Below are 22230 nucleotides of genomic sequence, written 5' to 3' on the forward strand. Positions count from 1 at the left end.
GAAGCCGGGCCCATGCTCAGCGGGCGTAGTGGTTGCGCAGCACGGAGATCATCGCCGCCACGTCCGCCGCGGCCGCCATCTCGCGGATGGAGTGCATGGACAGCATGGGGCTGCCCACGTCCACCGTGCGGATGCCCAGCTCACCCGCGGAGATGGGGCCAATCGTGCTGCCACAGCCGAGGTCCGTCCGGGTGACGAAGTTCTGCGGCACCACGCCCGCCTCCCGGCAGCACAGGGCGAACCACGCCCACGTCTCGCCGTCCGTGGCGTAGGACTGGTTGACGTTGGACTTGATGACGGGGCCCCCGCCGAGCAGCGGCTGGTGCTTGGGCTCGTGCTGGCCGGCGTAGTTGGGGTGCACCGCGTGCGCCATGTCCGCGGACACCAGGAAGGACTGGCGCATGGCCCGGTGGAACGCGTCGCGCCGGCCGTCCGAGAGGGCGTGGGTGAAGCGCTCGAGCAGGTCCTTGAGGAAGGGCGACGCCGCGCCCTGGGCGCTCACGCTGCCGCACTCCTCGTGATCATAGAGGATGACGCCCCGGGTGGCCTCGCCCGGCGCGTCCAGGGCCAGCAGCGCGGACAGGCCCGCGTGGCTGCTCGTGAGGTTGTCCAGGCGCGGCGCGTGGAGGAACTCGCCATGGGCCCCCGAGCGCGTGGAGGGCTGCGTGTCGTAGAGGCACAGGTCATAGCCGAGGATGTCGTCGGCGGTGGTGGTGACGCCCGCGCGCGCGAGCTCCGCCACGAGCAGGGCCTTGAGCTCCACCGTGCCCGCGCGCTCCAGGCCCAGCACCGGCACCAGGTGCTCCTGGGCGTTGAGCTTGAGGCCCTCGGTGTTGACGCCCCGGTTGAGGTGGATGGCGAGGTTGGGGATGCGCAACAGCGGCCGGCGGAAGTCCACCAGGTGGTGGGCGAGCCGTCCGTCCTTGGCCGTCACCACGCGGCCGGCGAGCGACAAGTCCCGGTCCATCCACGTGCTGAAGAGCGGCGAGCCGTACACCTCCACGCCCAACTGCTGGTAGCCGAGCTTGCCCGTGTGGGGCTGGGGCTTGATGCGCAGGTTGGGCGAGTCGGTGTGGGCGCCCACCAGGCGGAAGCCCGCGCGCTCCACGGGGGCGGTGCCCAGGTGGAAGGCGGCGATGGTCGTGTCGCCCCGGGTGACGAACACCTTGTCTCCGGCCTTGAGCTCCCAGGGCTCGCGCTCGTCGAGGGCCCGGTAGCCCTGGGCGAGCAGGCGGCGGCTCGTCTCGCGCACCGCGTGGTAGGGCGTGGGCGAGGCGTCGATATAGGCCAGGAGATCGTTGGCGGCGGCGTCGGTGGCGGAGGACGGGGCGGCGGAGGGGGCGGTCATCCCCCCCAGGCTATCGCCCCCACCGGCCCCCGCCAGGAGAAACGCGCGGCGGCGGTTACCTGTCGGACGCCTGGGCCGCGCCGCCCCCGGCGGGCTCCACGCCCTGGTGCACGGCGGGCAGCGCGGCGGACACCGCGCCCACGTAGAAGATGCCGTCATAGCCCTGGCCATCGCGGCCCCCGAAGAGCTGCACGAAGTAGCGGTCGCCCAGGTCCCGGCCCTTGGCCGGCCGCGCGCCGCACTCCAGCGACTGCGCGGGGCTCACCGCGCAGATCCACGCCGTGCCGCTCTTGTAGGCGATGTCGAGCGAGTAGACGTTCGGCCGCTGCTCGGCGAGCCGCAGGCCCATGGGGCGGTACTGCTTGTTCCAGGGCAGGCCCTGGACCTGGCGCGGGTGCAGGTTGCCGCTGACCACCAGCAGCGCGCGGCGCGGCGACGCGGTGGCCACCTCCAGCACCCGCTGGGCCATGACCTCCTCGCGTGCCTCGCCCTCCAGGGGCGGCCGGTCATAGGCGAACACCTTCACGTCCAGGCCCTGGGCCCGGAGCTTGCGCAGCGCGTCGAGCAGGTAGACCACGCCCTCGCTGTTGCGGCCGTCCGGGAAGGGGCTGCGCCAGAAGGGGCTCTCCATCAGCTTGGCCCAGTCCGCCTCCGTGCCCGCGCTGGCCACGAAGGCCTCCAGCCGCGCCTGGTTGGCGTCCGGCACCTCCAGGCCCACCGTCACGGGGATGCCCTGGGTGGCCACCTGGCAGGCGCTCTGGGCGACGAAGTGCGGCACCTGCTGCGTGCCGTGCAGCTCCCCGAGCAGCACCACGTTGCCCGCGCGCGCCAGCTTGCCCAGGCCGAGCACGGGCACGCCGCACTCGATGCTCGCGTCCGCGTGTACCACCACGTCCGGGCTCGCCTGGGACTGGGTGCGCTTGACGAGCTTCGGGGCGAGGGCACGGAACACGCGCCACTCGAGCACCAGGTCGCGCGCCGTCTGGTGGGACTGGCCGAGGATGACGGACTGGCCATCCGCCTGCTGCTGGGCCATGAGGATGGCGGCGTCACTGCCCAGGCCGCCCGGGTTGTCCAGGGTGCGCCCGTCCACCTTCCAGAGGATTTCACTGCCCGCGGCCCGGAGCGCCGGGTTGGCGCTGCGCGTGTCGCGGGTGATGACGACCTGGGTGCGGTGGGGGCCCGAGGGCCGGGCGATGACGAGGTAGCGGTGCCAGTAGGCGGCCACCCGGGAGTTGGCGAACTCCTCGCGCCACTCCGTCTCCAGCGAGGCGCGTCCCGGCATGTCCCGGACGTTGAAGCCCTGGGCGGCGAAGTACTCGCGCACCTGGGGCCAGACCTCGTCGAGCGGTTGGTCGTAGATGGCTTCCTCGTCGGGGGCGAAGTCCACGAGACGCGTGGCGCACCCCGACAGCGTGGTGAGCAAGAGCAGGCAACCCAGGGCCAGTCGAATCATGGCCCGATTATGCACCGGCGGCGCCTCCGCCCCTACCGGGCCCCCCACCCCGCTCCGCCCTCCGGGGGCCGCCCGGCCGCTCCACGCGCGTCCGGCGGCAAATGCGCGGAAGGAATCCTGACGACCGAGCGGCGAGTGCGACCCTCATGAACGCAGGAGAACGGCACGGACAGCCCTGGACACCACGGGGTTGACGGGTCCGGCGGTTCTAGTAAGGGCGGAGACGCGGCGCGCGGACCCGGACAGAGCGGAGCACCACGATGAGACTCAAGAGCCTCACCTTCGAGGACAAGCGGACCGGCTGGATACTGGAAGACCTCCGCCTGGACCCCTTCAATCTTCTCGTGGGCGCATCCGGAGTCGGCAAGACCCGAATCCTCCGGGCGATCCAGGCAATCGGCCGCATCAGCACGGGCATCAAACACCCGCGCATGGACCGAGGGGTCCGTTTCGACGTCCACTTCGAGCAGGATGGCCAGGACTACCGGTGGCAGTTCGACAGCATCTCGGCGCCCGCGGATGAAGAAGGAAACACGACCCAGGCGGTGGAGAGCGTCGACTCGATTCTCATTGAACAGCTATACAACTCAACCGAAGGACGAGCCCTGGTCGAGCGGGATGCCGATCGATTCCGCTTCAACGGCCAGGAACTGCCCATCCTCAGCCGAGCCTCCAGCGCGCTGCTCCTGTTCGATGAACCCACCATTGTGAGGGTGCGTCACGCCTTCACGAACTCCATTCTTGACACGCTGACCTCCGAAGCCCCTTCTCCTCGGTTGAGGACGAGAGACGTGCGGGCATGGATCGCCACTGTGTTTCCAACCCTCGAATCACTCCAAGACACGCCAGCCACACACACCCTCATCAAGGCGTTTGTTTTACAGGAAAGGTTCCCCGGGAGGTTCGACGAATTCAAGCAACACTTCATCGACATCTTCCCGACGGTCGAGGATGTCGTCGTGGGGCTCTCCCAAACCGTGGACACGAAGTCGGGTATCTCTCACGACACGCTCCTCTTCAGGATCAAGGAGCGGCATGTCTCTTCCTGGATTGATGCCGCGGACATCTCCTCTGGCATGAATCGGACGATGCATCACATCGTGGACCTGATGCTCGCATCCAAGGGAACGCTGGTCCTGATCGATGAATTCGAGAACAGCCTGGGTGTCAACTGCATGGGTCCATTGACTGATCTCATCCGGTCACGCGCCCACGAGTTACAGTTCATCATCACCAGCCACCATCCCTACATCATCAACAATATTCCCAAGGAGGACTGGAAGATCGTGCGACGCAAGGGAAGCGCCGTCCAGGTCACGCCCGCGTCGAAAGTGGCCGCGCTTCAAGGGGCCTCGGCACAGGATGACTTCATCCGGCTCCTCAACTCCTCCGAGTTCGAGGAGGGGCTGGGGTGAAGTTCTATTTTCTGGTGGAAGGCCGCAGAACCGAGAAGAAGCTCTACAGGGCATGGTTAGGCTACTGCTTTCCCCACCTTCAAGAGGTCGCACAAGCAGCGGACCTGACAACCCACAGCTTCTTCATTCTCGCGGGCATGGGGTACCCCTCCTACCTCCAGCGCATCCCTGACGCGCTCGCGGATTCCGCACGGTACGCCGCAGATCATCTTTTCATCTGCATCGACGCCGAGGAGCGAACGTACGACGAGCGCAAACAGGAACTGCATACCCTGGTGGACAACGCACTTCGGAAACATCAAGCCGAGGGCCGTCCCTACACCGGGCAGATTCACATCATCGTCGCGGACTGTTGCATCGAAACCTGGCTGTTGGGACATCAGAAGCTCATGCCTCGTCAACCCAACGACGAGGCGCTCGCCAAGTTCAAGCGCTTCTACGATGTCTCACGTGACGATCCAGAGCGAATGGACCGGCATCCAGGGCATCCACGAGGACGTGCTGATTTCCATTTAGAGTATCTCAGCCACGTTTTTCGCCATCATGGCAAGAGTTACTCGAAAGAACGCCCGGGCATCGCCACCGAGGCGTCTTACTTCGCGGCTCTTCGAGACCGCTGCCTCTCCCCCACACCTGGACACCGTCATTTGGCGAGCTTCCACGTCTTGTGGAGCACGTGGGCGGAGCTGGGCGGTCGCTTCGATATGGAAGCTCCACCGCTTTCCTGAAGGGCTCAGCCCTTCCTCTTGAGGCGCGACTTCTCGCGGTTGCGCAGCCAGAAGCCCGACTGCACGGGCCAGTCCTGGAAGTCGGTCGGCTCGGGCACCAGCGCGCGCCGCGCGTGCACGGCCCACTGGGAGTCGAAGAGCGCCTCGCGGGCGAGCGCCACCAGGTCCGCCCGACCCCCGGCGACAATCGCCTCGGCCTGCGCCGCGTCGGTGATGGCGCCGACGGCCATCGTGGCCAGGCCCGTCTCGCGCCGCACGCGCTCGGCGAAGCCCACCTGGTAGCCCGGCCCTGAGGGACCGTCATAGGCGTTGGCGATGCCTCCCGACGAGCAGTCCAATACGTCCACGCCCCGCGCCTGGAGCTCCCGGGCGAAGGCCACCGTGTCCTCGAGCGTCCAGCCCCCGACCACGCCATCAATGGCCGACACACGCACGAACACCGGCTTGTCCTGGGGCCACACCTTCCGGACGCTCTCGATGATCTCCAGCGGGAAGCGCATGCGGTTCTCCCGGCTGCCGCCATAGCGGTCCGTGCGCTGGTTGGCGAGGGGCGAGAGGAACTCGTTGAGCAGGTAGCCGTGGGCGCAGTGCACCTCCACGACCTCGAAGCCCGCGCGCAGGGCCCGCTCCGCGGCGGAGCGCCACGCGTCCCGCAGCCGCGCGAGGCCCTCCTCCGTCAGGGCCTCGGGCACGTGCCAGCCCTGGGCGTGCGGCAGGGCGCTGGGCGCCACCGTGGTCCAGGGGCCCTCGCCTCGCGCCGCCACGTCCGCCTGTGACAGAGGCCCATCCCCCTCCCACGGCCGCTGCGCCGAGGCCTTGCGCCCCGCGTGCGCGAGTTGGATGCCCGCCACCGCGCCCTGCGCCTTGAGGAAGGCCGCGATGCGCGCCAGCGCCGCCTCCTGCGTGTCATTCCACAGGCCCACGTCCCCGTGCGTGATGCGGCCCTCGGGAGACACGCCCGTGGCCTCGGCGATCACGACGCCGAAGCCGCCAAGCGCGAAGCGGCCCAGGTGGGCGAAGTGGTAGTCCTGGGCGACGCCGTCCACCGCGGAGTACTGGCACATGGGCGAGACGACGGTGCGGTTGCGCGCGCGCACGCTCCGCAGGGTGAGGGGCTCGAAGAGCTTCGACATGGACGACGGGACTCCTGAAGGAAGGTCCCCCTGGGATGCAGCGGGCCCGGGCGCGTTGCGCGCACGCGGCGGGCGGACATCCGAGCCCTCGTCATGTGTCCCGGAGGCGAGGCCCCGGCGCGCGAACGAGACGGCCTGCGCGGGGGGGCCCCGAGACGACCAGGCCCGGCATGCGTGTTGCTCCCCTTTCGCGGGCGGAGGGAGGGCGGGATGGCGCGTGAGGGGCTGGACGGGCGGGCGGAGCGGGGGGCGTCGGAGGGCGGGGGCGAGGGGTCGGTGAGGGCAGCGCTGGAGGGGGAGGACGCCCGGGAGCGGCTGTTCCGACTGGGGGCGGAGGCCCTCACCGACCCGGAGCTGCTCGGCCTGCTCTGGGGCGCGGGGGCGCGCACGCGGGCGCTGGCCGAGCAGCTGCTCGCGCCCGCGGGGGGACTCAAGGCGCTGGTGCAGCAGGACCCGAGGGCCCTGTGCGCGCGGCCGGGCCTGGGGCAGCTGCGCACGGCGCAGCTCCTGGCGGCGCTGGAGCTGGGGCGCCGGGCCCAACGGGTGGTGGAGCGGCGGCCCCGGCTGCGCACGCCCCGGGACATCGCCACGTACCTCGCGCCCCAGCTCGGGGCGCTGCGGCGCGAGGTGTTCCACGTGCTGTGCTTCAACGCGCGCAACGTGCTCCTGCTCGACGCGCGGGTGGCCGAGGGCACCATCAACGCGTGCATGGTGGACCCGCGCGAGGTCTTCGCCGCGGCCATCACCGCGCGCGCCACGGCCATCGTGCTGGCGCACAACCACCCGTCCGGAGATCCCGAGCCCTCGGCGCAGGACGTGGGCCTCACCGCGCAGCTCGTGGAGGCGGGGCGGATGCTGGGCATCAAGGTGTTGGACCACGTGGTGCTGGGCAGCGGGAACTACGTGTCGATGCGGGAGCGGGGGGACGTGCCTCCGCTGGAGGGGGAGGACCGGGGGCCATGGCGCATGGCGGGAGAACGTGGATGAGGCTGCTGGGGACGCTGGGTGGGGTGGCGTGCGGCGGAGCGGGACACGCCGTGCAGGTGGAGGTGTTGGAAGACGAGGTGGCCCAGGTGGTGCCCCTGGGCGGGGGACGGGCGTATCCGGTGCCCCGCGCCACCCTGCCCCCGGAAGTCCGGGAAGGCGATGTGGTGCGGGAGGGCCGCGTGGACGTGGAGTGGGGCGTCCAGCTCACCCGGGAGTTCGCCGCGTGGCGTGCCCGCCTGGCTGTCCCGGTACCCGACAGGCTGGACCTGGAGGCAGGAGCCTCTGAGTCGTTGACGGAGCGGAAGGAACGTTGAAGATGCGACGGATGCTGGTGGACCTGCCTCACATGCAGCACGCCCAGGAGGGATTGGTCCGCCACTTCGGACTGACGGACTTCCGCCCCGGGCAGGCGCAGGTCATCAGTTCCGTGCTCAGCCCGGGCAACACCGTGGTGCTCATGCCCACGGGCGCGGGCAAGAGCCTGTGCTACCAGCTGCCGGCGATGATCCTCCCGGGGGTGACGCTCGTCATCTCCCCGCTCATCGCGCTGATGAAGGATCAGGTGGAGCAGCTCACGCGGCGGGGCCTGCCCGCGACCTTCATCAACTCCTCGCTCTCGGACATGGAGCGCGCGGACCGGCTGCGTCGGCTGCGCGCGGGGGAGTACAAGCTCGTCTACGTGGCGCCCGAGCGCTTTCGCAGCCCGAGCTTCCTGGATGCCCTGGGCCAGGTGGGCGTGGAGTTGCTGGCGGTGGACGAGGCGCACTGCATCTCGCAGTGGGGCCACGACTTCCGGCCGGACTACGCGCAGTTGGGCCAGGTGCGCAAGCGCCTGCGACCCCCGCGCACCGTGGCGCTCACGGCCACCGCCACGCCCGAGGTGCGCGACGACATCGCGCGCTCGCTGCTCATGAAGGACCCGCGGGTGTTCGCCGAGGGGTTCGACCGGCCCAACCTCTTCCTGGAGGTCTTCCAGGCCACGGGAGACGAGGACAAGCGCCGGGCGTGCGCGGGGCTCGCCGAGATGGGCGGCAGCGGCATCATCTACTGCTCCACGCGCAAGTCGGCGGAGAACACGCACGCGGCGCTGTGCGAGCGCGGGGTGAACGCCGTGCTCTACCACGCGGGCATGGACGACGACGCGCGGCGCCGGGCCCAGGACGACTTCATGTCCTCGGGCAAGGACGCGGTGGCGGTGGCCACCAACGCCTTCGGCATGGGCATCGACAAGCGGGACATCCGCTTCGTGGCCCACGTGAACATTCCCCGGGCGGTGGAGGCGTACTACCAGGAGATTGGCCGCGCGGGCCGCGATGGCGGGCCGGCCTTCGCCGCGCTGCTCTTCAACCACGCGGACGTGCACACCCAGGAGCGGCTCATCGAGGGCAACCACCCCTCGGAGACGGTGATGGTGGACGTGTGGAACGTGCTGCGCGGCGTGCCCGAGTACGACAAGGGCATGCACGTGCTGGCGGCCCAGGCGGGCGCGAGCGAGTTCGAGGTGTCCGCGGCGCTGCGCATCCTGGAGCGCGAGCGCAAGGTGGAGCGCGGCAGCCGCGGCGAGGGGGAGTATGGCCTCACCCTGACGGACAAGGCGCCCACCACCCAGCCGCACGCGCCGGACGCGCGCCGGCTGCTCGCCTCACTCCTGGAGACGTTCCCCGTGGCGCGCTCGGCCACCACCCAGGTGCCCATCCTCGCGCGGCGCACGGGGCTGTCCAGCGAGGAGATCCAGCACGCGCTCAAGCTCCTGGAGCGCGCCGGGGCGCTGCGGGTGCGCCGGCCCTTCTCCGGCCGCACCATCCGCGCGCTCATGCCGGTGCCCTTCGCGGAGCTGGGCGTGGACCTGAGCAAGGTGCGCGAGCAGGAGCGGCGCTCGCTCATGCACCTCAAGCGCATGACGGACTACGCCTACACCAAGCGCTGCCGCCGGTCCTTCATCCTGGGCTACTTCGGCCAGCAGCAGGAGGCCACGAGCTGCGGCAACTGCGACACGTGCGCGGGCAGCCGGCTCAAGCGCCTGCCGGGCCTGGGCAGCGCCAGCGCGCCGCGGGCCTCGGCGACGGGCGTCCCGGGCGCGCCCGAGGGCTACAGCGAGCTGGCGGCCACGGAGCTGCGGCGCTGGCGCAAGGAGCTGTCCAAGGAGCTGGAGCAGCCGCCCTTCATGGTCTTCAACGACGAGACCCTGCGGGGCCTGGCGGCCGCGCTGCCCATCGAGCGCGAGGCCTTCCTCGCGGTGAAGGGCACGGGGGAAGCCCGCTGGGAGCGCTTCGGGCCCAAGGTGGTGGAGATCTGCCTCATGGCCCGCGCCGCCGGCCACGAGCCCGTCGCCGGGGGGCCCACGCGCGCGCGGAGCAAGACCCGGAGCCGACGCGCCTGAGTCAGCGCCGCGACATCTTGTGGAGGATGAGGCCGCGCAGCGTGCCCATGACGAGCCCCACGCCCACCGCGAGCGCGTAGATGATGCACACGGTGGTGCCGCCGAAGACGAGCCGCAGTCCGGACTCGGAGATCTGCCCGGACACGTAGGCGTCGCGCAGCGGCCCGGCGAGGCCCGTCAGCTCCAGGGCCCGGGCCGGCAGCGCGTCCAGGGAGAGCGACAGGCGCTGCAGGAAGAGCGAGGGACGCACCCGCCACGCCACCTCCACCCCGAGGCCCACCGACAGGTAGATGATGGACAGCAGGAAGGCGTTGCCGCCCATGATGCGCATGAGGGGCAGGTGCGGCGAGGACGAGGACGACACGCTACCGGCCTCCCGACTTGCGCTGGAGCGCGGCCACCGCCTTCTTCACCCGGCCCGCCTCGGGCGAGCCCGCCGCGAGCTTGAGGAACTGGGCATACGCCTGGAGGGCGCGCGCGGTGTCCGCGGGCCGGGGGGCGAGCGCGTCCCCGAGGGCCAGCCACGCCAGGCCGTCCGCCGGCTCCAGCTCCACGGCCCGCGAGAAGGCCTGCAGCGCGGCCGGCTCGTCGTGCTGCTTGAGCGCCACCTCGCCCAGGGCGAGCTGGGCCCGGCCGGAGAAGGGCTCGAGCCGGATGGCCTCGTCCGCGGCCTCGCGCGCCTGCTTCGCCGAGCCCGTGGCGAGCAGCACCCGCGCCAGCGCCGCCTGGGCGAAGGACTTGTCCCAGGGGTAAGGGGCCGTCTGGGTGATGCCGGTCAGGCGCGTCGCCGCGTCGCGGCCCCCCGAGTCCTTCACCCAGTGCGCGCCCACCTGGCCGCAGGGCGCCTCGGGTCCCTCGCGCCGCGCCGCCTCGAAGGCCTTGTCCGCGTTGGCCACCAGGCCCTGGCGCAGGAAGGCCAGGGCGATGGCGCAGAAGGTGTCCGGCGACTTGCTGTCGAGCTTGTTGGCGTTCTCCAGCGCGCCGAAGCCGCCCTTCACGTCCCCCAGGGCGAAGAGGATCTCCGCGCGCACGCGGAAGGCCTCCGGGTCCGCCGCGGAGAGCTTCACGGCGCGCGCGGAGGCCGCCTCGGCGTCCTTGGTGCGTCCGGCGTGCACGAGCGCCAGCGCGGCGCCCTTGTGCGCCGCACCGGCCTCCGGGTGGGCGGTGCGCCACGCCTCGAACTGCTCGAGGCCCTCGGCGCCGCGGCCCAGGGACAGCAGCGTGCGGCCGAGCGCCTCGCGCGCCTCGGCGTTGGAGCCGTTGCGCTCCACGGCCTGGGCGAGCGGCTTGATGGCCACGTCGGGCAGGCCCTGGGCCAGCCGCAGCTGGCCGAGCGCGCTCGCCGCCTCGTCGTTGCGGGAGTCCTCGGAGATGGCCGTCTCCAGGAGCGCGCTCGCCTTGTCGAGCGACTTGTCCTGCCAGTACCAGACGCCCAGCGCGGTGCGCACCAGGCTCTTGTCCTTGCGCGCGCCCACGAGCGTCTTCTCCAGGGCCTCGCGGGCCCGGGCGCGCTCACCCTCGGCGACGTCCGCGCGCGCCAGGTAGACGATGGCCTCGGCGGGGTAGCCCGCGCCGCCCCGCGTATGGCCCAGCTCCACCCGGGCGCGCTTCCAGTCCCCCAGGCGCGTGTAGGCCGCGGCCCGCACGAGCGCCACCGGCGACGTGTCCCCGTCCACGCGCGACAGCACGTCCTTCGGGCGCGACTGACCCAGCAGGGCCCGGCCCAGGCCCGCCTTGGCCGTGGTGTCCCCGGGCTCCACGGCCAGGGCCTGCTCGAAGGAGCGCTGCGCGGCGGGCATGTCCCCGCTGGCGAGCTCCGCCTCGCCCCGCGCCACGAGCAGGGAGAAGGCCAGCGGCCCCGTGCCCGGCTCGGCGAGCAGCGCGCGCGCCTCGCGGGCGCTGCCGAGCGCGGTCATCAGGCGGCCCTGCACCAGCCGCGCGCGCTCGCGCACCGCCACGGGCGCCAGCTTGTCCGACGCGAGCGCCCGCGCGTCCGCGAGGGCCTGATCCAACTCCTGGCCCATCATCCACCGGCTCTCGGCGAGGCCCAGGCGCGCGCCCGGGTGCTCGGGGGCGAGCTTCGCGGCGGAGGAGAACAAGCGCAGCGCGTTCACCGGATCCTCCGCGTCCCGGTAGTAGCCGCCCAGGGCCACGAGGCTGCGCACGTCGCGCGGCGAGTGCTTGAGCGCCCGGGTGAAGCGCTCGAGGGCCTCGCGCTTGCGGCCGCGCGCGAGCAGCCATTCGCCGGCGAGCCCCTGCACCTCGGCGCCCTCCGTGGCGGAGGCGTTGAGCAGGGCCTGGCTGGCGGCGTCACGGCCGGCGGCCTCCGCCACCAGCAGCTCCGAGGCCAGGCGCAGGCCCGGGTGGGCCTGACGCACGCCGGGGTGCTCGAGCGCGGCGAGCGCGCGCGTGCGGGCCTCGGGCTCGCCCCGCGCGTCGTAGCGCAGGGCCTGGGCATAGGCGGTCAGGGCCCAGCCCCGGGTGTTGTCCTCCTCCAGCGCCACCACGTGGGACAGCAGACCGAGCGCGTCCTGACGCGAGGACTCCGTGTCCTTGAGCAGCAGCTGTTGGGTCCGGTCCAGGGTGGACACCAGGGCCTCGCCGCCCTGCCGCACGCGCACGATGAGCGCGCCGCCCAGCAGCATCACGCCCACGCCCACGCCCGCGAGCACCTTCATCGCGCGGCGGGAGAAGGCCGAAGCGGAGTCCTTGGGCAGCAGCGTGGCACGCAGCTCGCGCTCGTAGGCGGCCGCCTGGCTCGCCACGTCCGGGACGGGCGTCGGGGACGCTTGCGCGGCGACGGGCGCGGCCACGCGGGCCGGGGGCGCCACCACCGCGGGCAGGCCCGCCAGCAGATCCGGACGCGCCGGGTGGAGCTCCTCCGGCTCCGACCCGCTGTCGGCGTCCGCGGACGCCTCGGACGCCTCGGCGGGCGCGGCCTCGGGCTCGGACGGCGCGGCCTCCAGGGGCGGCGGCAGCTCGGCGAGCAGCGGGTTGGGTTCCTCGGCGGTGACGGCGTTGACGGGGAGCTCCTCGTCATCGAAGGGCAGCGCCACCTCGGCCGACTCGGCCTCGCGCGCCTCGTCCTCGGACGCCAGCACCGGCTCGGGCGCGCCGACCTCCTCCAGCGCGTCCTGCTCGCGCGGGGCGTCCTCGTCGGGCGCGGACGCCTCGACGGGCGCCTCGACGGGCGCGGGGGGCGGCGTCGCGGCGGCCTCGGCCGAAGGCTCGGCGGCGGCCTCGGCCCGGGGCTCGGCGGCGGCCTCGGCGGGCGCCTCCTCTGGCGCCGGCGTCTCCAGGGTGTTCAGGTCGCCGAAGGCCGGGGCGGGACCGCCCGCGAGCGCCGCCTGGGCCTGCTCCATCCAGCCGCGCACCCGGGCGTCGTTGGGCTGCAGGGCGAGCGCCTTGCGCAGGATGGGCAGCGCCGAGCGGTACAGGCCCCGCTGCAGCAGCACCTCGGAGATGAGGTTGTAGGCGTGGGGGTTTTCCTTGTCGATGGCCACGGCCTGATCGAACTGGGCCATGGCCTCGGCGGGCCGCCCCATCAGGATGAGGGCCTTGCCCCACAGCACCCGCCCCGTCACCGACTGCGGGTGATGGACGATGCCCTGCTCGCACACGGAAATGACGCGCGCGTACTCACCCTTGGCGATCAACGCCTTGGCCAGCTCCACGAACACCGCCGAGGCGGGATCCTGGGCCAACAACTGCTCGTACCGCTCCACCAACGATTTGGCCATGCGGTGGCGGACCATAGCACCGGCGGCACACGGGTTTCGCCTCCTCCCCGAGGGGGTGTTAACGTCCTTCAGGTGACTCGCCTGCTCGCCGTGCTCCTCGCCAGCCTCCTTTGTGGGGCCTGTTCCCACACCCAGAAAGCCGCCGAGCTGGAGGCCCTCAAGACGACGGTGGACGACTTCCACCAGCGGGTGCGGTGGAAGGACTACCGCGTCGCCAGCCGCTACGTGGTGCCCGAGCGCCGCAAGGAGTTCGACCGGGGCCTGCGGCAGAACAAGGACGAGCAGGACCTGGACATCACGGACTACGAGATCGAGCGCGTGGACCTGGATGAGAAGGGGGAGCGGGCCACCGTGACGAGCCACTTCGTCTGGACGCGCCTGCCCTCGCTGTCCGTGCGGCGCGAGAGCGTCACGTCCGAGTTCGTCCTGCGCGAGGGCAAGTGGCTGCTGGAGAAGCAGGAGGGCGGCCCCTTCGACGGCACGCTGCCCTGAGCCGCGGCCTCCCCTGTCCCCCAAAAAAATCGCCCACCGCCCCGGGGCCGGCCGGAGCGATGGGCGTCGGAGGTTCCCCAATGGAACCCCCTGGATGAGGGAGGACTAGAGCAATCCGGATGCCACGGCCGGAAACGAACGCGCCCCCCGTGAAATCAGGCGGTTGTGTGTTCCCCACCCGTCGCTCCTGCGCATCCCTCGTCTCAACTCCCTGACAGGCGTGTCGTGGATTCCCGCGCCGGCTAGTCCCCCACCACGGAGCGGATGGTGTCGCGCATGCCATGACGCGGCTGCCATGCCACGTCCTGGCGCCAGCGCGAGCCGTCCACGTTGCACAGGAACTGGATGTGGTCGAGCTCGGGCGGGGGGAAGTTAGCGAGCCGGTACTTGAAGAGCATGCCCAGCAGGGGGCGGGCCACGGGGTGCGGCACGGGGATGGGGCTGCGGCCCAGCTCGCCGTGGATGGAGGACAGGGGCACCTCGCCAGGGCCCACCACGTTGTAGACGCCCTTGGGCTCGGGGCGCAGGGCGGCCTCCACCATGGCGCGCGCCACGTCCTCCACGTGGATGAGCTGCAGCATGGGGTCGAACCCCGCCATCACCCAGGGGTAGCGCAGGCGCAGGTAGTTGCTCGGCGCGTTCTTGATGGTGGGGCCCACGATGTGCACTGGCCGCAGGATGACCGTCTGGATGTGGGGGTGCTTCCAGAAGAAGCTGTGCGCGAGCATGTCCACCTCGATGAGGTCGCGCACCCCCGAGAAGCGGCTGGCCGCCATGAGCGGCGCGTCCTCGGTGAGGAAGTTGGAGTTGTCCGGGCTCGGGCCGTAGACGTTGGCCGAGGAGAGCACGACGACCTTCCGCACGCCGTACTTGGCGCAGTACTCGAGCAGCCGCGTGGTGCCCACCACGTTGAAGGAGTGGTGCTCCTCCTCGCTCATGCGCGGGTCGTGCATGATGCCCATGTGGATGACCGCGCGGATGTCGTTCTTGCGAAAGACGTCCTCCGCCTTCTTCTTGCGCAGGTCCATCTGGTGCATCTCGACGTCCTTGGGCCGGCCCGGAAAGGGGCGCCGATCGATGCCGATGATGCGCTCGTGCTTGTGCAGCAGCTTGGCGAGGGTGCGCCCCAGGTTGCCGCTGATGCCGGTGACGACGACGGCCGGCCTCTTGGAGGAGTCCTGGCCCGAGGGGTCCTGATTCGTGGGGTCCTGAGTCATGACGCGGTGCCTGGGCGGCCTACCAGAAGACGCCCTGACGCTCCTTGAGGCCCTGGTTGAGCATGGCCTGGATGGCGGTCTTCACGGTGCGCACCTTCTTGTCCAGCTCCGTGTCCTCGTCGTCGGGGCGGCCGGTGAAGTTGAGCGGCTCGCCGAAGTAGATGCGGTACTTGGTGGGCAGGGGCAGCGGCACGCCCGTGACGGTGACGGGGAAGGAGGGAAAGCCCAACAGCTTCGCCAGGGGCTTGACGTCCATGAGCGCGGGGGCCTGCTCCTCGGCGCCCACCACCGCCACCGGAACGATGGGCGTGTTGGTCTCCAGCGCCAGGCGCATGAAGCCCAGGCCGAACTCCTGCAACTGGTAGCGCTGGGGCCACAGCTTGCCGAGCCCCCGCGTGCCCTCGGGGAACACGAGGATGGCCTCCTCGGACTCCAGCAGGCGGCGGCAGTTCTCCGGCGTGCCCACGATCTGCCCCACGCGCGCCATGAACGTGGAGACGTAGGGCAGCGTGGGCACCCACTTCTCCACCATGCTGCGCGCGTGCCGCGGCGGGTTGGCCTCCATCAAGAGGGCGATGCCAATCATGGCGCCGTCCATGGGCAGCTGCCCCGAGTGGTTGGACACGAAGAGCACCCGCCCCGCGGGCACGTGCTCGATGCCGCTCACCTCCACCCGGTGGTAGTGCCGGTAGAGCCACACCAGCGGCGCGAGCGCCGACAGGCTGTAGTCCAGGTTGAAGCCGAACGGGTCCACCCCGTACTCGTGCTCGCCCCGCCCCAGCGCCTCCAGGCGCTGCTTGCGCTCCGGACCGACCATGCGCTCCGTCCACTCGCGGAGCCCCTGCTTCACCTTGCCACCGAGCCGCTCAAGCATGCGGCTGGTTTACCCCATCCCCTCCTCCACTGGGAGGGGACTCGCCCCTCACACTCCGTGCGAAAGCGTTCGCCCCCAGGCCGGGTCGTTCGGTGCGCTGCCCCACCATTCGCATGGGAGTGAAGCTTTCCCGCCATCGTGACGGACGGGGGCCTGCCCGCCTGGACGCTCGGGTGGTTGTACGGGAGTCGGGGCCTGCGCAGGTTTTCCTCGTCCAACCAGCCGGAGGAGGCGCGACATGATGATGCGGCGAATGCTGTGCGGAGTGGGGTTGCTGGCGGCACTGGGGATGGGAGGGGGTTGTGCGCACAGTGAGGCCCGGCAGGCGCGCAGCCAGGGAGAGAAGGTCGGTGAGGCCTTCGCCGAGAAGGCGCGCTTCGCGGACCAGCTGGCCATCTTCAACCAGAAGCAGATCGCCCTGGGTCAGCTCGCCCTGGAGCGCTCGGGCAACCCCGAGGTGCGGCGCTTCGCCCAGGTGCTCATCCGCGACCACCAGAACAGCCTGAGCGACCTGCAGACGCTGGCCGAGTCCAAGGCGTTCTCGCTCGCCATGGTGGACCTGTCCACCCAGGAGACGGCCACGGGCGGCGCGGGTCTGGAGGGCGCCATCCAGGGCGTCGAGAAGGGCGACAAGTCCTACGACAAGAAGACGGACAAGCAGGTGCGCAAGTTCCTCGAGCGCCGCGACGAGCTGGCGAGCCTGGAGGGCCGCCAGTTCGACAAGGAGTTCCTCGAGCAGATCGAGGACGACCAGGAGGCGGGGCGTGACCTGGTGAACGAGGGCCTGGACCGCTACCGCGACGACACGTCGCTCGCCCTGCTGCTCAGCCGCACCGGCCCCGTGCTGCGCAGCCACGAGTCGCAGATCAACACCCTGCAGGGCTTCCTCGACCGTTAGGTGCAGCGCGGGTGAGGTCCTCCCGGCCCCCGTCCTCGACAGCGAGGCGGGGGCCGTGGTGTTTCCAGCGGCCGACTCCGACTACTTGGGCTCGGGCGGGAAGTCCTTGAGCATCTTGTCCACGGCGCGGTCGATGAGCTTCTGGCTCTGGGCCGCGTCGCTGCGCTCGGCCAGCTCCGTCTCGGCGGTGCCGCGCCAGACGAGCTTGTTGGATTGGGCATCCACCATGTCGAGGATGAGCGTGCCCTCGCGGTACTCGCGCACCTGGGTGTCGAAGCCGCCCGCGCCGCCGTAGGCCACCGGGCCGAAGAACGGGTCGAACCAGGGATCCCACAGGTAGCCGTAGTAGTTGTCGATGGTGTCCACGGCCACCTTGTGCTCGATGGCGCCGTGCCAGCCCACCTTGAAGTCCGGGGACGCGTCCGGCGCCACGCGCTGGAAGCCCCGGGCCTGGAGTTCCCGGTCCACCGAGCGGTGCACGCGCTCCTGCACGATGGGGTTGTAGAGGGTGGGGTCCGTCTTGTCCTTCATGGGCAGCCAGGCGTAGGTGTGGAAGGCGTCGATGCGTTGGACGGCCGAGGGGTCGAAATTCGTCCGGGTCTGGATGGTCGAGCAGGAGGCGAGCCCCAGGACCAGACTGGCGCCGAGCAGACGGGATGCGAAGGACATGGCGTTCTCCCTTGAGTGGCCGTCCGACGAGGACGGTCCCCACACAAGGTAGGCACGTGGCCGGAGCGGAGAGGGGCGAGCGGCCACGGGCGGGCCTCCCGGGCATCGGTCGGGCGGCCCCTGTCGGGCGGCCGCCCATCCGGGGTATGTATTCCCCCCGAGACACGGGCCGACCCAGGGAGGCAAGGACATGCGGGACGAAGAGCCGCCGCGCGCGCGCGGAGACTCGGGCACACCCCTGACGGATGAAGATCCCACGGTCGTCCGGGCGCCCCCCGAGGCGCTGCTGAGGACCGTGCATGCCGCCCCCGCCGCGGGCACGAGTCGCGCGCCCTCCCCCGCCCCACCGCCCCGCGTGCGCCCGGGCCAGGAGCTGGCGGGCCGCTACACGGTGCTGCACGCGCTCGGCCGGGGCGCCATGGGCGAGGTGGTGTCCGCCTACGACGCGCGCCTGGACCGGCGCGTGGCCCTCAAGCTGCTGCGGCGCGAGGTGGACGCCCACCACTCGTTGGAGGACCTGACCACGCGCATGATGCGCGAGGCGCAGGCCATGGCGCGCCTGTCCCATCCCAACGTGGTGGCCGTCTACGACGTCGGCACGCTGCCGGATGGGGACCTCTTCATCGCCATGGAGATGGTGGAGGGGCAGACGCTGCGCCGCTGGCGCGACGAGGCCCCGCGGACCTGGCGCGAGGTGCTGCGGGTGTACGTGGCCGCGGGGCACGGGCTGGCCGCCGCGCACGAGGCGGGGCTCGTCCACCGGGACTTCAAGCCGGAGAACGTCCTGGTGGGCCGGGACGGACGCGCGCGGGTGACGGACTTCGGGCTCGCGCGCGCCGAGTCCCCGTCCTCGCAGGAGTCCTTCCGGGAGCTGAACCTGCCCGCGGGGGCCCTGGACAGTCCCCTCACCCTGGCGGGCACGCTGCTGGGCACGCCGCGCTACATGGCGCCCGAATTGCTGCGGGCGGGAGACGCCGACGCGCGCAGCGACATGTTCGCCTTCTGCGTGGCGCTGCGCGAGGCGCTCCACGGCGAGCACCCCTTCGCGGGCGCCACCCCCGTCGAGTCCCTGGCCAACCAGCGCGAGGGCCGGGTACGGCCGCCGCCCTCGGGCTCGGACGTGCCCGCGTGGGTGGAGCGCGCGCTGCAACGGGGCCTGCACCCCGACCCCACCCAGCGCCCCGCCACGCTGCGCGAATTGGTGGACGCGCTGGAGCGAGACCCCGAGACCCGGCGCCGGATGCGCAAGCGCGGCCTGCTCGGGGCGGCGCTGCTGGGCTCGCTCGTGGCGCTGGCGCTCTCCACGGCCTTCTCCGGACCGCGGCGGGACACGGCGTGCGCCCACCAGGAGCGGCGCCTGGACGGCACCTGGGACAAGGCGGTGCGCGCGCGCGTGGAGCGGGCCTTCCTCGGCACCCGCCTGCCCTATGCCCCGGACACCTTCACCACCGTGGCCGCGCTGCTCGACACCTACGCGGGCACCTGGGCGCGGCTGAGCACCGACGCGTGCCACGTCACGCGGGCGGCCCCCGGCGACGTCCCGGAGTGGGCGGCGCGCGGCGCGTCCTGCCTCGAGCGGCGGCGCGTCCAGCTCGCCACCCTCACGGAGGTCTTCGCCCGGGGTCCGGACGCCGCGGGCCTGGCCAAGGCCGTGCAGGCCGTCCAGTCCCTGCCACCCCTCGGGGACTGCGCGGATCCCCGGGCCCTGGCCTCGATGGTGCCCCTGCCCGAGGAGCCCGCGGCGCGCGCCCGGGTGGAGGCGCTCCAGACGCGCATGGCGCGGCTCGAGGCGCTCTGGCTCGCGGGCAGCTACCCGGAGGCGCTCGCGGCGGCCACGCCATGGCTCGCCGAGGTGGAGCGCGTGGACTACCCGCCCCTGCGGGCGCAGGCGCTCCACCAGCTCGCGCTCCTCGAGGAGTCCACCGGGAACTACGCCCGGGCGGAGGAGCTGGCACGGCAGGCCATTCCCCTCGCCGCGCGCGGTCGGGACCTGGCGCTGGTGGCCAAGGCCTGGACACTGCTCGTGCGGCAGGTGGGCTGGCGGCAGGCGCGCTACCCCGAGGCGGTCGGCATGATGCTGGCGCTGGAGTCCGCGGTGGAGTGCGCGGACGACGACGCGACGCGCGCCGAGGCCCTGTCCACCGAGGCCATCGTCTACCAGGGCCTGGGCCGCTACGAGGACGCCCGGCGGCTGCACGCGCGCGCCCTCGAGCTGCGGCGCGAGGTGCTCGGCCCGGAGCACCCCCTGGTGGCCGCCTCGCTCAACAACCTGGGCAGCGTGCTCTCGGCCATGGGCAAGTTCGAGGAGGCCCGGGACGACTTCGAGCGCGCCCTGGCCCTGCGGCGCAAGACCCAGGGCCCCTCGCACCCCCTGGTGGCGCTCTCCTACAGCAACCTGGGCTCCACCCTGCTGGAGCTCGGCCGCTACGACGAGGCGCGCGAGATGCACGAGCACGCCCTGGCCATCCGCAAGAAGGTGCTCGGCACGGAGCACCCGGACGTGGCCAGCTCGCTCAACAACCTGGGCCTGGCCTTGCGCGCGTCGGGACGGGCTCCGGAGGCGCTCGCCCTGCAGGAGCAGGCGCTGGCCATCCGGAAGAAGGCCCTGGGCCCCGAGCACCCCGACGTGGCCAACTGCCACACCAGCCTGGGCGTCTCCCTGCGGGACCTGGGCCGGCTCGCCGAGGCGCGCGCGCACTTCGAGCTGTCGCTCTCGCTGCAGGAGAAGGCGCTGGGGCCCGAGCACCCGGACCTCGCCGACCCCCTGGACGAGCTGGGCACGCTGCTGCGGGAGATGGGCCAGCCCGCCGAGGCGCGGGCGCACCACCGGCGCGCGCTGGCGCTCGAGGAGAAGGCCTTCGGGCCGGAGCACCCGCTCGTGGCGACCACGCTGCAGGGCCTGGGCGACGCGGAGCGGGACCTGGGGCACGGGGACAAGGCCCTGACCGCCTACGCGCGCGCCCTGGCCGTAAGGAGGAAGGCGCTCGGCCCCGAGCATCCGCTGGTGGCCCAGAGCCTCGAGGCCCAGGGGCGGCTCCTGGTGGCGCTGCGGCGGTGGAAGGAGGCCGTGCCCTTGCTGGACCAGGCCCTGCGGCTGACGCCCGAGCCCCGCCGCGCCGACGTGAGGAGCCTGCTCGCCCAGGCCCGCGCGGCGCTGCCCCCGGGCGAGGCCGGGCGCACGCTGGTGGCCGAGCCCGTGCCCTGAGGCCCTGGCGCTACGGGGGGATGGGGAGCCGGGACGCCGCGTCGCGCAGGGTCACCACGTCGAAGTCCCGCCGGAGCCAGCTGAAGAGCGCGCGCAGCCGCTCGAGCTTGGTGGCCACGGGCACGCGCAGGTCACGCTGCTGACGCACGAGCGCGGCGGGGATGCCGTCGTCCGCGTCGAGCACGTCCACCGCGTGCAGCTCCAGGTTGAAGAAGGGCGTGCCGCGGCAGGCGCGGTAGGCGGCGTGGACGGCGGCCCAGGGCAGCGTGGTGACGAAGGTGCCGATGAAGGGCAGGCGCAGGCCGGGCACGAGCGTCAGGGGCAATTCCACCACCGGGCCATCGCCCCGCACGTAGGGCTGGGAGGGGTCCGGCCGGTAGGGCTCCGTCGGCGCGAGCAGCACGCGGGGGGAGTCCAGCACGGCGCGCGAGGGCCGTCCGGACAAGGCCAGGGCCCCCATCACCGCCGCCTTCGCCGCGTAGTAGGGCACGGCGGGAAACGTCGAGGAGCCGTAGCGGTAGCCGCGCTGCACGCAGACCGAGTACAGGGCGGCGTTGAGCGTGTAGCCCGGCGCGCGAAAGCCCACCGGCCGCGCGCCCGTGGCCGCTTCCAGCACCGCGTCCGCCCGCGCCAGGTCCTCGTCCATGCGCGCGCAGGGCAGGCGCGTGAGCGCGTAGTCGTGCGAGAAGCTGTGGCTGGCCACCTCCACGCCCGCGGCGTGCGCCTCACCCAGGGCCCGGGCCGCCCCGGCGTCCGCTTCCACGTCCTCTCCGATGGCGAAGAAGGTCGCCGGCACGCCCACCTCGGCGAACAGCGCGCGCAGGCGGGGCACCGCCGTGGTGTAGACGAGCCCCCGCGCCCGCGCGTCCAGGAGCGACTCGGGCAGGCCCTGGATGCGGCAGTAGTGCGGCAGCGAGTCCAGGTCGACGGAGATGGAGGCGAGCCGCCGTGCCATGGGGCCTCGCCTCACGTGCCGCGGATGCGGATGACGTACACGAGCTTGCCCACGTTCTTGAGCACGTTGGGCACGCGCTTGAAGAGGTGGATGGAGGGCTGGCGCTTCTCGTGGAGGACGATGGGAATCTCCACCACGCGCAGGCCCTGGCGCCAGGCGCGGATGACGAACTCGCTGGCGAACACGTCCATGTCCACCACGCACTGGCCCACCACGGGCAGCAGCGCCTCGCGCCGGAAGGCCTTGAGGCCGTGGGTGTCCGTGCCCTGGAAGTCCAGCACCACCCGCAGCAGCCCGTTGTGCACCCGCGTGGCCAGGCGCCGCACCAGGGGCCGCTGATCCCGTGCGCCCTTGGCCGCCTTGGACCCCACCACCATGTCCACGCCCTGCTTCTCCAGGAGCGGCAGCGCCGCGTCGTAGAAGCTCAGGTCACACAGGTCGATCTCGTCGCAGAAGACGTAGGTGCCGCGGGCGCGCTGGATGCCCGCCTTGAGCGCCACGCCGTAGTTGGGCCGCTCCGAGTGGAACCAGCTCAAGCGCGGGTGGCGCGCGCACAGCTCCTCGAGGATGTCCCGCGTGGCGTCGCGCGAGCCGTTCTCCGCGAAGATGACCTCGTAGTCCCAGCCCCGCGCGTCCAATCCCTGGGTGAGCTCCGCCGCGGCGGAGGGGAGGATGGACGCCTCGTTGTAGACGGGGATGACGATGGACAGGAACGGGGCCATGAGCGGCCGGG

At 72.0% G+C, this 22230-nt stretch carries 18 protein-coding genes; 8 read left to right on the top strand and 10 right to left on the bottom strand.

Annotated features, from left to right (window positions below; translation table 11 throughout):
* Positions 1-16: 16 nt before the first annotated feature.
* Positions 17-1348 (bottom strand): M18 family aminopeptidase, encoded by a 1332-nt coding sequence (locus tag I3V78_RS32640; RefSeq protein ID WP_204493780.1) that lies wholly within the window; start codon positions 1346-1348, stop codon positions 17-19.
* A 55-nt stretch (positions 1349-1403) separates the two neighbouring features.
* Entirely contained in the window at positions 1404-2804 is a 1401-nt protein-coding gene (locus I3V78_RS32645) for a hypothetical protein (RefSeq protein ID WP_204493782.1), read from the bottom strand.
* A 260-nt stretch (positions 2805-3064) separates the two neighbouring features.
* On the opposite strand from I3V78_RS32645, the gene I3V78_RS32650 reads away from it, so the two are divergent.
* Entirely contained in the window at positions 3065-4219 is a 1155-nt protein-coding gene (locus tag I3V78_RS32650) for an AAA family ATPase (RefSeq protein WP_204493785.1), read from the top strand.
* Positions 4216-4947 carry a hypothetical protein gene (locus tag I3V78_RS32655; protein ID WP_204493787.1) on the top strand — a complete coding sequence of 244 codons (732 nt, stop codon included), beginning with the start codon at positions 4216-4218 and terminating at the stop codon, positions 4945-4947. Before I3V78_RS32650 ends, I3V78_RS32655 begins: the two co-directional genes overlap by 4 nt.
* Positions 4948-4952: 5 nt before the next feature.
* Here the strand turns inward: I3V78_RS32655 and I3V78_RS32660 are convergent, their stop codons facing one another.
* Positions 4953-6080: an NADH:flavin oxidoreductase/NADH oxidase gene (locus I3V78_RS32660; protein WP_204493790.1), complete on the bottom strand. Its 1128-nt coding sequence runs from the start codon at positions 6078-6080 to the stop codon at positions 4953-4955.
* Positions 6081-6290: 210 nt separating this feature from the next.
* On the opposite strand from I3V78_RS32660, the gene radC reads away from it, so the two are divergent.
* The 3 genes from radC to I3V78_RS32675 are packed head-to-tail and all read left to right on the top strand — an operon-like array spanning position 6291 to position 9447.
* Positions 6291-7067, top strand: a complete 777-nt coding sequence (radC, locus tag I3V78_RS32665) for a RadC family protein (RefSeq protein ID WP_204493793.1) — start codon at positions 6291-6293, stop codon at positions 7065-7067.
* Positions 7064-7381 (top strand): DUF3006 domain-containing protein, encoded by a 318-nt coding sequence (locus tag I3V78_RS32670; protein WP_204493795.1) that lies wholly within the window; start codon positions 7064-7066, stop codon positions 7379-7381. Before radC ends, I3V78_RS32670 begins: the two co-directional genes overlap by 4 nt.
* A gap of 2 nt (positions 7382-7383) precedes the next feature.
* Complete coding sequence (locus I3V78_RS32675; RefSeq protein ID WP_204493797.1) at positions 7384-9447, top strand: RecQ family ATP-dependent DNA helicase; 2064 nt, start codon at positions 7384-7386, stop codon at positions 9445-9447.
* A 1-nt stretch (position 9448) separates the two neighbouring features.
* Here the strand turns inward: I3V78_RS32675 and I3V78_RS32680 are convergent, their stop codons facing one another.
* Complete coding sequence (locus I3V78_RS32680; RefSeq protein WP_338023807.1) at positions 9449-9811, bottom strand: hypothetical protein; 363 nt, start codon at positions 9809-9811, stop codon at positions 9449-9451.
* A gap of 1 nt (position 9812) precedes the next feature.
* On the bottom strand, positions 9813-13187 hold the full coding sequence (locus I3V78_RS32685) for a tetratricopeptide repeat protein (RefSeq protein ID WP_204493799.1): 3375 nt from the start codon (positions 13185-13187) through the stop codon (positions 9813-9815).
* A gap of 72 nt (positions 13188-13259) precedes the next feature.
* On the opposite strand from I3V78_RS32685, the gene I3V78_RS32690 reads away from it, so the two are divergent.
* Complete coding sequence (locus I3V78_RS32690) at positions 13260-13679, top strand: hypothetical protein (RefSeq protein ID WP_338023808.1); 420 nt, start codon at positions 13260-13262, stop codon at positions 13677-13679.
* A 242-nt stretch (positions 13680-13921) separates the two neighbouring features.
* Here the strand turns inward: I3V78_RS32690 and I3V78_RS32695 are convergent, their stop codons facing one another.
* Positions 13922-14896, bottom strand: a complete 975-nt coding sequence (locus I3V78_RS32695; RefSeq protein ID WP_204493801.1) for an SDR family oxidoreductase — start codon at positions 14894-14896, stop codon at positions 13922-13924.
* A gap of 19 nt (positions 14897-14915) precedes the next feature.
* Positions 14916-15770: a lysophospholipid acyltransferase family protein gene (locus I3V78_RS32700; protein ID WP_204493804.1), complete on the bottom strand. Its 855-nt coding sequence runs from the start codon at positions 15768-15770 to the stop codon at positions 14916-14918.
* A gap of 238 nt (positions 15771-16008) precedes the next feature.
* Between I3V78_RS32700 and I3V78_RS32705 the strand changes: the two genes are divergently transcribed.
* A complete protein-coding gene (locus tag I3V78_RS32705) occupies positions 16009-16668 on the top strand; it encodes a DUF4142 domain-containing protein (protein WP_239576823.1) in 660 nt (219 codons plus the stop codon).
* Positions 16669-16749: 81 nt separating this feature from the next.
* Here the strand turns inward: I3V78_RS32705 and I3V78_RS32710 are convergent, their stop codons facing one another.
* The gene (locus tag I3V78_RS32710; protein ID WP_204493806.1) at positions 16750-17337 is read right to left on the bottom strand and encodes a DUF4136 domain-containing protein; all 588 of its coding nucleotides are present in this window, start codon (positions 17335-17337) and stop codon (positions 16750-16752) included.
* A 190-nt stretch (positions 17338-17527) separates the two neighbouring features.
* Between I3V78_RS32710 and I3V78_RS32715 the strand changes: the two genes are divergently transcribed.
* A complete protein-coding gene (locus tag I3V78_RS32715) occupies positions 17528-20542 on the top strand; it encodes a serine/threonine-protein kinase (protein WP_204493808.1) in 3015 nt (1004 codons plus the stop codon).
* A gap of 10 nt (positions 20543-20552) precedes the next feature.
* Here the strand turns inward: I3V78_RS32715 and I3V78_RS32720 are convergent, their stop codons facing one another.
* Entirely contained in the window at positions 20553-21497 is a 945-nt protein-coding gene (locus I3V78_RS32720) for a polysaccharide deacetylase family protein (protein WP_204493810.1), read from the bottom strand.
* An 11-nt stretch (positions 21498-21508) separates the two neighbouring features.
* The gene (locus tag I3V78_RS32725; protein ID WP_204493813.1) at positions 21509-22219 is read right to left on the bottom strand and encodes a glycosyltransferase family 2 protein; all 711 of its coding nucleotides are present in this window, start codon (positions 22217-22219) and stop codon (positions 21509-21511) included.
* Positions 22220-22230 lie beyond the last annotated feature (11 nt).

Origin of the sequence: Archangium primigenium (assembly GCF_016904885.1) — a bacterium.
In the GTDB taxonomy this organism is placed as follows: domain Bacteria; phylum Myxococcota; class Myxococcia; order Myxococcales; family Myxococcaceae; genus Cystobacter; species Cystobacter primigenius.